The sequence below is a fragment of the Haliea sp. genome, assembly GCF_040222615.1.
Lineage (GTDB): Bacteria > Pseudomonadota > Gammaproteobacteria > Pseudomonadales > Halieaceae > Haliea.
The window spans coordinates 1-13427 of the sequence record NZ_JAVKCQ010000084.1 but is presented as its reverse complement, the minus strand read 5'-3'; the positions used below and the strand labels follow the sequence as shown (position 1 = coordinate 13427).

At 66.6% G+C, this 13427-nt stretch carries 9 protein-coding genes; 2 read left to right on the top strand and 7 right to left on the bottom strand.

Annotated features, from left to right (window positions below):
* The first annotated feature begins 49 nt into the window (after positions 1–49).
* Positions 50–2731: a phosphoenolpyruvate carboxylase gene (gene ppc, locus RJQ10_RS07435; RefSeq protein WP_350145170.1), complete on the top strand. Its 2682-nt coding sequence runs from the start codon at positions 50–52 to the stop codon at positions 2729–2731.
* 32 nt (positions 2732–2763) lie between these two features.
* Here the strand turns inward: ppc and RJQ10_RS07430 are convergent, their stop codons facing one another.
* From RJQ10_RS07430 to RJQ10_RS07405, 6 genes are all read right to left on the bottom strand, one after another.
* Positions 2764–3471, bottom strand: coding sequence for a LutC/YkgG family protein (locus tag RJQ10_RS07430; RefSeq protein ID WP_350145168.1), 708 nt, complete (start codon positions 3469–3471; stop codon positions 2764–2766).
* Complete coding sequence (locus tag RJQ10_RS07425) at positions 3464–4891, bottom strand: lactate utilization protein B (protein ID WP_350145167.1); 1428 nt, start codon at positions 4889–4891, stop codon at positions 3464–3466. The genes RJQ10_RS07430 and RJQ10_RS07425 overlap by 8 nt, the downstream gene beginning before the upstream one ends.
* Positions 4888–5679 carry a (Fe-S)-binding protein gene (locus RJQ10_RS07420; RefSeq protein ID WP_350145165.1) on the bottom strand — a complete coding sequence of 264 codons (792 nt, stop codon included), beginning with the start codon at positions 5677–5679 and terminating at the stop codon, positions 4888–4890. Before RJQ10_RS07420 ends, RJQ10_RS07425 begins: the two co-directional genes overlap by 4 nt.
* 93 nt (positions 5680–5772) lie before the next feature.
* Positions 5773–7788 carry a hypothetical protein gene (locus RJQ10_RS07415; RefSeq protein WP_350145163.1) on the bottom strand — a complete coding sequence of 672 codons (2016 nt, stop codon included), beginning with the start codon at positions 7786–7788 and terminating at the stop codon, positions 5773–5775.
* Between the two features lie 75 nt (positions 7789–7863).
* On the bottom strand, positions 7864–9111 hold the full coding sequence (locus RJQ10_RS07410; RefSeq protein ID WP_350145161.1) for a saccharopine dehydrogenase family protein: 1248 nt from the start codon (positions 9109–9111) through the stop codon (positions 7864–7866).
* Between the two features lie 29 nt (positions 9112–9140).
* Positions 9141–10688: a peptide MFS transporter gene (locus RJQ10_RS07405; RefSeq protein WP_350145159.1), complete on the bottom strand. Its 1548-nt coding sequence runs from the start codon at positions 10686–10688 to the stop codon at positions 9141–9143.
* Positions 10689–10840: 152 nt separating this feature from the next.
* Here RJQ10_RS07405 and RJQ10_RS07400 point away from each other — a divergent pair, with 152 nt between their 5' ends.
* The gene (locus RJQ10_RS07400) at positions 10841–12496 is read left to right on the top strand and encodes a M28 family metallopeptidase (protein WP_350145157.1); all 1656 of its coding nucleotides are present in this window, start codon (positions 10841–10843) and stop codon (positions 12494–12496) included.
* Between the two features lie 21 nt (positions 12497–12517).
* Here RJQ10_RS07400 and RJQ10_RS07395 read toward each other — a convergent pair whose 3' ends face one another.
* Positions 12518–13276: an SDR family NAD(P)-dependent oxidoreductase gene (locus tag RJQ10_RS07395; RefSeq protein WP_350145155.1), complete on the bottom strand. Its 759-nt coding sequence runs from the start codon at positions 13274–13276 to the stop codon at positions 12518–12520.
* Positions 13277–13427 lie beyond the last annotated feature (151 nt).

Genomic DNA, 13427 nt, shown 5'->3' with positions numbered 1-13427 from the left:
AGTGGGGCTACTCGGCTCGGGTCTGTGATCTGCTGCAGAGACTGCAGCAATGGTGAGCGCCGACCCGCAAGAGACCGGGCAGCGGTCTGATTACAGCCAGCTGCGCAGCAACGTCAGCTCCCTCGGCCATCTGCTGGGGGAGATTATCGCGGCGGCCAACGGCGACGACTTCCTGGCCCTGGTGGAGAAGATCCGGCGTCTGTCCAAGTCCGCCCGCGTCGGCGCCGAAGGCAACTCCCACGACGAGCTGCTGGCGGTGTTGCGCAACCTCGACAACGAGCAGCTGGTGCCGGTGGCCCGCGCCTTCAGCCAGTTTCTCAATCTGGCCAATATCGCCGATCAGCATCACACCGTCTCGCGGCAGATGGACCCGCTGTTCTCGGCCTCGCGCAACCTGACCGGCAATTTCAATGCCCTGCTGGAGGAGGGGGTAGCCGCCGAGGCTATCGTGGCCGCGGTCAACCAGCTCAGTATTGACCTGGTGCTGACTGCACACCCCACCGAGATCATGCGCCGCACCCTGATTCACAAGCACACCGAGATAGGCCGCTGTCTGTCCCAGCTGGAGCTGTCGGGGCTCACTCCCCGGGAGCAGGAGCAGCTGCAGGCCAGGCTGCGCGAACTTGTCACCCAGATCTGGTACGGCGACGATTTTCGCACTGAGCGCCCCTCCCCGGTGGATGAGGCCAAGTGGGGGTTCGCGGTGGTCGAGGACTCACTCTGGCGCGCTGTGCCGGAGTTCCTGCGGCGCCTCGACACTGCGCTGTTCGAGTGCTGTGGTGCCAGGCTGCCACTGGAGGCGGCGCCGGTGAGTTTTGGTTCCTGGATGGGCAGCGATCGCGACGGCAATCCCAACGTCACCGCCGCGGTGACGGAAGAGGTCCTCTGGCTCAGTCGGTGGCAGGCGACCGAGCTTTACCTGCAGGATGTGACGCGCCTGGTCGAAGAGCTGTCCATGACCGTCTGCAATGAGGCCCTGGCAGGGGCTGCCGCCGGATCGCATGAACCTTACCGGACGGTCTTGCGACAGCTGCGCGATCGTCTGAAGGGCGATCTGGAAGCCATTGAGCTGGCCCTGAAGGCCGGCGAACGGCCCTCGGGGACCCGGACCAGCCCCTTGCCGGAGGGGCCGCTGCTGTCCCGGGCGGATCTTTGGCAGCCTCTGGAGCTGTGCTACCAGTCCCTCAGGGATTGCGGCATGGCGGCCATCGCGGACGGGGCCCTGCTCGACCTGCTGCGCCGGGTACGCTGCTTCGGTGTTCATCTGGTGCGGCACGACGTGCGCCAGGACAGTGCTCGCCACACCGAGGTACTGTCAGAGCTAACCTCCTGGCTGGGAATCGGCGATTACGCGGAGTGGGATGAGGCCGCGCGCTGTGCCTTCCTGCGCCAGGAGCTGGCCAGTCGCCGGCCGTTGATTCCTCCGCGCTGGTCGCCGACGCCCGATGTGGCGGAAGTGCTGGCGACCTTCGCCGTGATTGCGCGCCAGCCCCGGGAGGCCCTGGGTGCGTATGTGATTTCCATGGCGCGGCAGGCGTCGGATGTGCTCGCAGTGCACCTGCTATTGCGCGAGGCGGGGTGCCCCTTCGACCTGCCGGTGGCACCGCTGTTTGAAACCCTCGATGACCTGTCCCGCGCCCGGGAGGTGGTTTCCTCGCTGCTGGATGACAGTTGGTATCGGGGACATATCCATGGCCGGATGATGGTCATGATTGGCTACTCGGATTCCGCCAAGGACGCAGGGGTCCTGGCAGCCGCCTGGGCGCAGTACCGAGCCCAGGAGGAGTTGCTTGCGGTGTGCCAGGAGCACAGCGTTAAACTGACCCTGTTCCACGGTCGCGGTGGCACTATCGGTCGCGGTGGCGCACCTGCCCAGGCGGCCCTGCTGTCGCAGCCACCCGGGTCGCTGCAGCAGGGGCTCAGGGTGACCGAGCAGGGCGAGATGATCCGCGCCAAGCTCGGCTGGACTTCGCTGGCGATCAAGACCCTGGCGCTCTATACCAGCGCTATTTGTCGCGCCAACCTGCAAAACCCGCCGGCCCCGCGCCAGGCCTGGCGCGACCTGATGGAATCGCTGGCCGCGGACTCCTGCGCCGTGTACCGGGGAATGATCCGTGAGGAGCCCGATTTCATCGACTATTTCCGCCACGCGACGCCGGAACAGGAGCTGGCGGGCCTGCCACTGGGTTCGCGCCCGGCGCGGCGCCGGGGTGGCGGCGGGATTGAGAGCCTGCGCGCCATTCCCTGGATTTTCGCCTGGTCCCAGAACCGGCTGATGCTGCCAGCCTGGCTGGGGGCGGGGGCGGCCCTGCAGCGGGCCCTGGACGCGGGCCATGCCGACCTGCTGCGGGAAATGGCCTCGGGATGGCCGTTTTTTGCCACGCGCCTGTCGATGCTGGAAATGGTCTACGCCAAGGCGGACAGCGGCCTTTCGGCACACTACGATGCCTGTCTGGTGCCCGAGCCCCTGCAGCATTTGGGCAAAACCCTGCGCGCGGGCCTGCAGCAGGATATCGCCACGGTGCTTGAGATTGTCGGCAACCCCACGCTGCTGGCGGATTCGCCCTGGATCCGGGAATCCATCCAGTTGCGCAACATCTACACCGACCCGTTGAATGTCCTGCAGCCGGAGCTTCTGCAGCGACAGCGACAGCAGGCCCAGCCGTTACTGGAGCAGGCAATCATGGTGACGTTCGCGGGCATTGCGGCGGGTATGCGCAACACTGGTTGAGGCGGTTCACAACGGGGGTGGCCGCCGGGTGGTCAGGTACCATCGGCGCCGCTGAGCGCCCTGGCCTCGGCCAGTGCCTCGGTGGGTGTCGCACCGACCAGAATCACATGCCAGCGGCGGGGGCCGTGCGCACCCATCACCAGCCGGGCCTCGACATCGGCGGTACTTGAAGGGCCGGCGGTAAAGGTGATTCCCCGCGGCCAGGTGCCCGCGGGCAGGTCCTGCCGAATGCGCCGCCAGGCCTCTTCCAGGCTGGCCACCACATCCTCGCGATTGACCAGCACCAGGTGATCCTCCGGCAGCAGATTGTTGCGTCCGGGATTGGCGCGGCCGGTCCAGGTGACGATCGCGCCGGTCTCGGCAACTCCCAGCCGAGCGTAGCTCAGGGCGGCGCTGTCACCATTTTCCGCAGCGCCGAACCGCGGCAGGACGCCCGCGTCGCGCCAGGGCATGGCGGCGATGCGCGGATCATTGCCCGCCACCAGCTTGTGGGTGCGGAAGCGGTTGTAGAGGTAGCGCCCCACGACCCGTACTGCCTCAGCCCGATCTGCCGCCAGTTCGACGCTGCCCTTGTTGGCCAGAACATTGGCCATAAACGCGATGCAGTGGTCCGCCGCGGCCGGGGCCGCGGGGCTGGAAAATCCCAGCGCCGCCAGCTCTTGTCCAATCTGCTCCGCGGTCGCAGGGCTGGAGTTGGCGCGCAACCGCGCCAGAATTTCACTGCGTGCGGATTCAGCCACGGCGTCTTCCCCCTCTGGTCCGCCTGCGGTACTGCTGCATGAAGGTGCCGCCCTCCGGGGCAGGAAAATCCCGGGTTCCGGTCCAGCCCGCGGCGAAGGGCAGCCTGCGGAAGCCGCCCCGGCGCCTGCCCAGCAAACCCAGGACAGACATCGCCCAACCGCCCAGGCGCCGGTACAGGGCGGGATGCCGCAGCACCCAGGCGTGCACTCGCAGGCCTTTCCGCCAGCTCGGGGAATTGAGCTGGCGCTGGTTCTCTTCCTGGCGCAGATCGCGCAGCAGGTCGGGCAGGGGGATGTTCGCCGGGCATACTTCCGCGCAGCGTCCGCAACTGGTGCAGGCGTTGGGGAGAGCGTTGCTCTGCTCCAGCGAGGTGAGCAACGGGGTGAGCACCGAGCCCATGGGGCCGGGGTAGACCCAGCCGTAGGCATGACCACCCACGCCGACGTAGACAGGACAGTGATTCAGGCAGGCACCGCAGCGGATGCAGTCCAGGATTTCGCTGTAGTCGCTGGCCAGTATGTCCGTGCGCTTGTTGTCTAGCAGGATGATATGGGTCTCCAGCGGTCCGTCGACATCGTCCTCGCGCCGGGGCCCCGAATAGAAACTTGTGTAGCAGGTTTGCGGTTGGCCGGTGGCCGAGCGCACCAGCAGGCGCTGCAGTGCCATCGCGTCCTCCGCCCGCGGCAGAATACGCTCAAGCGTGGTGCAGACGATCAACACCGGTGGCAGGTTGGCGCAGAGATCACCGTTGCCCTCGTTGGTCACCAGCATGGTGGAGCCGTTCTCGGCGATCAGTGCGTTGGCGCCGATAATTCCCACATCGGCCTGCAGGAACTGCTCGCGGAGGATGCTTCTGGCTTCGGCTACGATGTCCTCGACCTGCTCCAGCGAGCGCTCGCCGAGTTTGTGCCGGTCTAAAAACAACTGGCGGATCTCGGGCAGGGACTTGTGCAGGGCCGGGCCGACGATGTGGCTGGGAGTCTCGCCAGCCTGCTGGATGATGTACTCGCCCAGGTCGGTTTCAATGACCTCCAGCCCCGCTTTCAGGAGCTGTTCGTTGAGCGCGGTTTCCTCGGTGACCATGGACTTGCCCTTGGCCACCCGGCGCGCGCTGTGCGCCTGGCAGATGGACAGCACAGTCTTGTTGAGTTGCTCGGAGGTGGCGGCAAAATGGACCTGGTTGCCGTTGCCCAGGGCCGCTTCCTCGAAGCGGGCGAGGTAGTGGTCCAGGTGGTCCATGGTGTGTGTTCGCACCCGTTTCAGGTGTGCGCGCAGGGCCTCGAAGTCGCCGTAGCGGGTCGCCGCGGCATCGCGGGCCAGGGGCATGAACAGTCCCAGCAGGTCCCGTCGCTGGGCTCTGCCCGCATCTGCCAGCGCGGCCTCGGCGTGTTGCGTGAATTCGCTGCTGGTATGCTTCACCCGCTGGGGTCCCCGATGCCCGGCCCCGGGGGCGTGCCCGCCAGTACTTCAGCCACGTGGCGTATCTCCAGCTCCAGGCCCCGGCGCCTGGCGCGGCCGGCGAGCTGCAACAGGCAGCCCAGGTCGCCGCCCAGCAAAATGTCGGCCCCGGTAGCCACCGCGCTGTCCAGCTTGTCGTCCGCCATCTTGGTTGATATGGCAGGCATCTTGGCACAGAAAGTCCCGCCAAAGCCGCAGCAGACCTCGGTTTGCGACAGCTCACTGATTTCGACACCGCACTGCTGCAGGAGCAGCTGGCGCGGCTGCTGCTTGATATCCTGTTCGCGTAGACCCGCGCAACCGTCGTGGTAGGTGACGGTGGCATCCAGGGGAGGCCTTTTTGGCGGGGGCAGGGGAGCCACTTCGGTGAGGAACCGGGTCAGCTCCCAGGTCTTGGCCGCCAGTGCCAGGGCGCGGTCGCGCCACTCGCCCTCGAACAGTGCCGGGTAGTGCCGGGACAGCATGCCGGCACAGGAGCCGGAGGGGATTACCACGTAGTCGTAGGGTTCGAACATTTCGATCACCGCGCGCGCCACCGGTACCGCGGCGTTGACATCGCCGCTGTTGTAGGCGGGCTGGCCGCAGCAGGTTTGGCGTTCAGGCACCGTCACCCGGCAACCGGCCCGCTCCAGCAGGCGCACGGCGGCAAAGCCTACCGAGGGACGCATCAGGTCCGCCAGACAGGTCACCATGAGGGCGACGTCGCGCCGCGGCCGAGTACGCCTGCGCTTGGGTTTTTGGTTTTGCATGCGGGACCAGAGCTCCTTGCCAGGTGTGCCACACGGAGGGCTGCGGCACCTGCAAGCCCGGGAGTATAGCGAAATTGCAGAGCTGCTGCCCCGTCAGATTAACAGTGCCAGGCTGGTCCCCAACAGCAGGATTAACAGCAGGGCGCCAGCCAGCGCCAATGGGTGGCGACTCTCCAGCAGCCCCGCCGCGATTGTCCCTGCATCCGCCTTGCCCGCTGCCGCCAGTGCGGGCCGGACCAGCGGCCAGGCATCGCCGGCGAAGGCGCGCCGGCCCGGGCCGGTGTAGACGATGACCTCCTCCGCCCGCAGGAACCAGGGGTGCTGTTGCAGCTGGATACCATTGCCGACGTGGTAGACCCCCCGGTGGTCCACCAGCACCAGGCTGTTTCCGCGTACACCGATGTATTGCTGTTGCATGCCGAGGCTGCGCAACAGCGTGATGAGCCGCCCCGGTCGCTGTACACGCGGTGGCAGCCAGAAGATATCGCCGGCTCGCTTGCCGAGCACCGGAGCAGAGCGCTGGCGATCGGCGGCAAAGACCCGGTGTCGCAGGTGTTGCCAGAATGTGAAGCAGCACGCGGCCAGCGCCAGCAGCGCGAGCAGGGTGGTTGCCACAGCCCCGAGGCGCGCGCGCAAGTCCAGGGTTCGCACATGGGCGTCTGCCAGGTCCTGGAGGTGGGGCGACGCCAGGGCCACACCCGGTTCCCCCTGGGCGCTGAAGCGCAGCAGTTGGCGTTGATTCGGGTCCAGCACCAGCATGCGCGTACCCCAGGGCACCAGCGCGCCGGGATCGTGCTCGGCCGGCAGGGTGACTTCCGCCAGGGTATTCCACAGCTTATCAAAGCGGAACACGCCTGCGGCCCCGGTTTCCGGGTGCTCCAGGGTGGCCCACCACTGGTCTCCGCTGCGGGCGAAATCCCGGGTGACCGCAAGGCCGGCGGCGAGCGCGGCAGGGGGCAACAGCAGAATTTCATCAAGCTGTTGGCCGAAAGCCCGGGCCTCGTAGCGGAGAACGCTGATCCCCGGACCTTCGGTGCTGTTCACCAGCAACAGGCCGTCCTGGACCCGCAGAATCGGTCGCGCCGGCAGGGGGGTTTCACTGCTGGCGAGCTGCCGGCCCCGGGTATCGTGGAGGGACAGCAGCGAGCGGGCGCTGTCTGCCAGGATCAGCCGGCCGCTGGCCGGGATCACCGTTACTGCAGTGGCCTGCAGCGGGCCCGATTCATCGGCCAGCAAGCGGCATTGGCGCTGCTGGAGCTGGCAGCGGTAGAGGTTGCCACCGGCACTGGTGTCGGCCAGGAGCAACAGGGTTTGCGGACTCTCCCAGACCAGTCCAGCGAGTTCACCGGTAAAGCCCAGTTCGCGGAGCAGGAGTGTTTCCTGTTCTGCCCCCGAGCGGTCATGCTGTATCAGCAGGTCGCTGGTCGCGAGCATGAGGTCGCCGCCGCCGCGCTGGCTCGCCGCGGCAATCAGCTGCGGTACGGGCGCCGGTGGGGGCAGCATGCGCAGACCCGCAACCACCAGTCCCAGCGCGAGCAGGGCAACAAGGGCGACGACGGCGCCGGCCTGTTTCAGCCGCGCTGCCTGCAGCGGTCGCTGGCGCTGGGCAGTGCCGGCCTGGTAGGGGCGCAACGTATAGGGATTCGGCGCCCAGCGCGCCCCGCTGCGGGGCGGGTGCAGTGGCTTTATTGCCACGCCTGGACGAGCAGCCCGCGCAGTTGACGGCCGCTGGGGAGTTGGCTCGGGTGGGGCCCGTCGGGGAGCGGGTGTGGGTGCGGCTTGCGGTGGGGGCGGTGCGGGTGGAACCTGTCGGGGAGCCGGGGCGGGTGGCGCCTGCCGCGGAGCTGGTGGCGGCGGAACCGGCGCCTCGGTCTCCTTGATATGCTTGATCAGTTCCGCCTGCAGTCCCAGGCCGCGCATCCGCAGCTGCCAGGATGCCGCCTTGGTCGGGTCGAGGTTGCGACGCAGGACCACTGGTGTGCCGGAGAAAAACTGCTCTATGCGCTGGGGGTCGCGGATAGCAAACAGCCGGGAAAAGTTGCGCCTGGCGGCTTCCGGGTCGTGGCCCGGGAGGATCTCTCCCCGGAACGAGAGGTTGAACCGATTCACCCGGCGCCTGCGCCCCTTTTTGTTGTTGAAGTTGTTGTCGGGCAATGTACGGCCTTTGTCGTTGCTTTGCCAGTCTCAGGGAGCCGCCTGATCGACGGCCACTTCCTCGAAGGTGAGGCCGGCGTTGTCCACCAGACGCGTCAGCAGGTGCTCGCCCATGGCCGAGGCAGGCGTCCAGAAACCGCCAGCCACCTGCAGCGGGTCCTGCGCCAGGCATACCGCCGCCTCCGCCAACATGCGCGATGTCGAGCCGTAGCCCGGGTCCAGCTGCGCCGCCACCCGCACCCGCAAATCCAGTGCCCTGTCACGGGGATGGACGCCGTGGAAAAACAGCTCGTAGTGGCCCGCTTCACGCTGCTTGCGGCTGGGCCCCTCTCCGGGCCTGGGCAGGAACCGGGCCAGCAATTTGCGCCCGGGAGCCGTCGCGAGCCCTGCCATGGCACCACCTATCGCCAGCGTATTGCGCAGGGCCTGGGCGCGGGAACTGCACAGTTGCGCCTCGTCATACTGAAAGTCCTCGCCCCAGGGCTTGCCGAGCAGGCAGTGGGTGCGGCGGACCACCCGGCCATTGATGGCCGCCATGATAAAGGGGCAGGTCCAGCGCTCGAAATCGCTGTCATAGCGCGGACCGGCCTGGTCCGGGCCGTCCAGTCCTGTGGTGCCGGGTGGGCAGAGGGCGTAGGGATTGGTGAGCAGCTTGCGCACCGTGCGGTCGCGTTTGGCTTCATCGAGGACCTCGAGCATGCTGGCAATGGTGCCGCCGCTGGCGGCGCCCTTGTTGCGCCCGACCCTGCTCTTGACGTAGTGCGCGGGAACTCCGTGGCGCTCCAGCATGCGCTGCTGCAGGAACCAGGTCCCCATGTCGGAGGGAATGGAGTCGAACCCGCAGGTATGGACCAGGCGCGCGCCGCTGTCCTCGGCGGCGGCCTGGTACCGGGGAATGACCCGTGCCATCCACTGTACTTCACCGGTGAGATCGCAGTAGTGTGTTCCGGAGCCGGCGCAGGCAGCGACCAGTTCAGTGCCGTAGCGGGCGTAGGGGCCGACGGTCGTGCAGACAACCCGGGTGCGCTGGACCATCTCCAGCAGCGATGTGGAGTCACTGCTGTCTGCCACCAGGAGCGGCAGCGGCGCGCCCCCGTGCCGGGCCTGCAGCTCCGCTTGCAGCGACTGCAGTTTGTCCTTGCTGCGCCCCGCCAGGGCCCAGCGCAGTGCGTCCCCGGTGCCATAGGTCTGGGCCATGTAGTCTGCGACCAGCTGGCCGGTGAAGCCCGTGGCGCCCCAGATGATAACGTCGAATTCCCGCTGCTTTTTTTTGCTCATGCTCTCAAGCCCTCTGGCGACTGGCGCCTTCAGTGAATGCCGTGCATCATTTTCCGCAGCAGCGGGGCGATCAGCAACTGCAGCACCGCAATACCCAGCCCGACATAAAACAGGCTGGTGAACAGCTCGGTATAGCTGGCGAGCGCCGTGCCAACGTCGGCGACGCCGGTCTGGGCATCCAGCGCGGCGAGTTTGGACAGCTGTGCCGCCACGTGCTGGGAGTAGGCGGTTGCCAGGAACCACGCTCCCATCATCACCCCGACGATGCTGGGTACCGCCAGCTTGGTCACGGCGGAGAGGCCGACCGGGGAGAGGCAGAGTTCGCCCGCGGTGTGCAGCAGGTAGGCGAGGACCATCCAGTACCCCAGCACCAGGCCGGCCTCATTGGGTGTCGCGGCACCCACTACCAGCGCGCCGAATCCCAGCCCCGCCAGGCCGACGCCAAGGGCAAACTTGACCGGGGTGCTGGGCTCGATACCGCGGCGGCCCAGCGATGTCCACAGCCAGGCAAAGACCGGTGCGAGCAGGAAGATGAAGAAGGAGTTGAAGAAGCCGTACTGGGCCGCGGTGAAATTGATGCCAAAGACACGGCGGTCCATGACCCGGTCGGCATACAGGGTCATGGAGGCGGAGCTCTGTTCGAACAGGGACCAGAAAACGACGCTGGAGACGGTGAGCACCACCAGCACAATCATCCGGCTGCGCTCCACCGCGTTGCAGCGGAAGGTGATGAACCAGGCGAGGGCCAGCGCGACGACCAGGGCCAGCACATTCAATAGCGCCCCGACAGCGCCGTGGAACTGCAGCATCTGCCAGGCGGCGAAGACGCCGGCAAGTCCCGCCAGGTAGATGGTCAGCTCCTTGTTGATGCCCAGCGGCGACTGCTCCCGCAGTTTGTCCGGCTGCGCCGGCTCGGCCAGCCCGTGCAGGTGCTTCTGGCCCAGGAGGAAGCTGGCGAGGCCGATCAGCATGCCGATACCGGCAACGCCGAAACCGTAGCCCCAGCCATAGGTGACGCCCAGGTAGCCGCAGAGCAGGGTGGCGACAAATGCGCCGAGATTGATCCCCATGTAGAAGATGGTGAATCCCGCGTCCCGGCGCGGGTCGTCCTCCGCGTACAGGCGACCGACGATGGTCGAGATATTGGGCTTCAGAAAGCCCACTCCGACCACGATGAGTGCCAGCGAAAAATAGAAGACCTGCAGTGCCCGGTCGTCGCGGATCACAGTATCCCCAAGCAGCCGGGCCTGCTCGCCTTCGACTGCCATGCCCAAATGACCCAGTACCAGCAACAGGCCGCCGAATACGACCGACTTGCGCATGCCGAGGTAGCGGTCCGCGAGCAGCCCGCCGATGACCGGCATGGCGTAGACCAGCGCGGCATAACCGCCGAGAACTTCAAGGCCGTTGGCATCGGAAAACAAGTGGTATTTGGTCAGGTAGAGCAGCAGCAGGTACTTCATGCCGTAAAAGGAGAAACGCTCCCACATCTCGGTGGCGAAGCAGACGTACAGCCCGCGGGGGTGGCCAAAAAACGCGGTGTCGGCCGCTGGGTCAACTGTGTTGCTGGTGGTCATGGTTCGCTGTCCTGGCGTCAAGCGGGGCGGGGGCCTCCGGTACAGGGAGCGAGAGTATCACTCCTTGCACGGATTTGCGCCGGCTGGCCGGCGGTAGGCGGGGCGGGTGCGATGGGGGTATCATGGCCGGCCAAAAACGTCGCGGAGACAACATGATGAAGCTACTTGCTGCGCTGGCCGGGACCGGCGCCCTGGCCGCTGTGCTGGCTCACGGACAGCCCGCCACCGATACCGTTGACGCCCAGATCCAGCGCGACCTGCACTTTCATATTGCTGAACTTGCGGATGATACCTACGCCGGGCGCGCACCCGGCACCCCGGGCGAAGACAAGACCATTGCCTGGCTGAAGAAGCACTTTGCCGAGCTTGGCACCCAGCCCGGCAACGGCGACAGCTGGGTGCAGGAAGTGCCGATTACCGCGGTAACCAGCGCGCCCACCGCGGTGCTGGAGATTCGCGGCCCCGACTTCAGCGCGGACCTGGCTTACGGTAGCGAGATGATGGTCGCCACCCAGCAGCAGGTCGCCAGCACCGGGATCAAGGACTCCGAGCTGGTGTTCGTGGGCTACGGCATCAACGCTCCCGAACGCGGCTGGAACGATTATGCGGGCATCGACGTGACCGGCAAGACCGTGGTGGTGCTGATCAACGACCCCGGCTTCGCTACCCAGGACCCGGCCCTGTTCAACGGCAACGCCATGACCTACTACGGCCGCTGGGACTACAAATACGCGGAGGCGGCCAGGCAGGGCGCAGCGGGAGCCCTGATCGTGCATGAGACCGATGCCGCCGCCTACCCCTGGGAGGTGGTGCGCAACAGTTGGTCCGGGGCCAAAATCGGCCTCAGCGCCGACAACCGCCACAAGGACAAGCTGGCGGTGGAGGGCTGGGTGCCGCGGGCCCAGGCGGAGGCCCTGTTCAAGGCTGTGGGGCTGGACTACCAGGAGAGCAAGCGAGCTGCCCGACAGGCGGGGTTCAAGGCGCGGCCGCTGGGCGGTCTCAGCGCCTCCGTGCAGCTGGAAAACACCCTGGCCGATCACCTCTCTCGCAATGTGGCAGCGCTGATTCCGGGTTCCGCCTACCCGGACGAGGTGATTATCTACACCGCGCACTGGGATCATCTCGGCGTACGCCCGGATGACGAAGGCGACAATATCTACAACGGAGCCAGTGACAACGCCTCGGGCGTCGCCGGTCTGCTGGCAATCGCCCGCCAGCTGCAGGCCCAGGCAACGCCGCCGGAACGGTCCGTTCTGTTTCTGGCGGTCACCGCGGAGGAATCCGGGTTGCTGGGCTCAAAGTTCTACAGCGAAAACCCCATTTTCCCGCCGGCGAAAACCGTCGCCAATTTCAACATGGACAACATTGCCGCCGGCAATATCGGTCGTACCCGTGATGTGGCGGTGGTGGGCTACGGCAACAGCGAGCTGGAGGACTACCTGGCGCGCGCAGCAGAGGCCCAGGGCAGGGTGATAGTGCAGGAACCCTACCCGGAAAAAGGTTACTACTACCGTTCCGACCACTTCTCCCTGGCGCGGGTCGGTATTCCGGCCCTGTATCTGACCAATTCCACCGACAGTGTCGAACACGGCAAAGCCTGGGGCGATACACGCTTGCGCGACTACACTGCCAATCACTACCACAAGCCCTCGGACGAGTATGATCCCGCCTGGGATCTCAGCGGTGCCGCCCAGGAGGTGATGTTGCTGCTGCAGATGGGGCGCGAGCTCGCCGCCAGCCGGGATTTTCCCAGCTGGAACGAGGGAGTGGAGTTCAAGCGTGCCCGGGAGGCGTCCCTGCAGCCCTAGCGGGACGCCATCCGACGCCGGTCAGCGGCGGGTAATGGTAAACGGCGACCAGGACTGGCTGACTGCCATAAGCTCCAGGGAATTGACGTTCAGGTGCCGCGGCAGGGTCGCGAGCCAGAACACGGTCTCTGCGATGTCTTCGGGCTGGATGGGGTCGGCGCCCTGGTACATGCGGTCGTGGGCCGCCTGGTCGCCGCCGGTGCGCACCAGGGTAAACTCGCTTTCCGACAGCCCCGGCGCCAGGCAGCTCACCCGCACGCCGGTACCCTGCAGGTCGCTGCGCAGGGCATAGGAAAACTGCTCGACAAAGGCCTTGCTGCCGCAATAGACGTTGCCGCCCGGGTAGGGCCAATGGCCCGCGACCGAGCCGATATTGACGATGCTGCTGCCGGCGCCGCTGTCGATCAGCGTTGGCAACAGGGCGTGGGTGACCGTGGTCAGCCCCTTGATGTTGGTGTCGATCATGCGGTGCCACTGCTCCAGGTCACAGTCCTGGGCCGGTGCGGTGCCCAGTGCCAGCCCGGCGTTGTTGACCAGCGCGTAAACCTCCCTGAACGGGCTCTCCAGCGCCGCCACCGCGGTCTGTACCGCCGCTGTATCGCGGACGTCCAGGGTCAGGGTCTGTACCCGGCAGAGGGGTTCCAGTTCCCGTGCCAGCTCCGCCAGGCGCTCGCTGCGGCGGCCACTGAGAACGAGATTCCAGCCGGCGGTGGCAAAGCGGCGGGCACAGGCGCGGCCGAAACCGGAGGTGGCGCCGGTGATGAAAGCGGTGTGGGTCATGACGAGGGTCTCTGTTGTTGGTGGGGATGGAGTCAGGCGGCGGCCGGTTGCGGCTGACCGCGGTCCAGCATCGCCCGGTGCGCATCGAGAGCGGCGCTGACCGCAACCGGGTCAGTGAGGCGTTTGATGGTGGCGTACAGCTGTGCGGCCT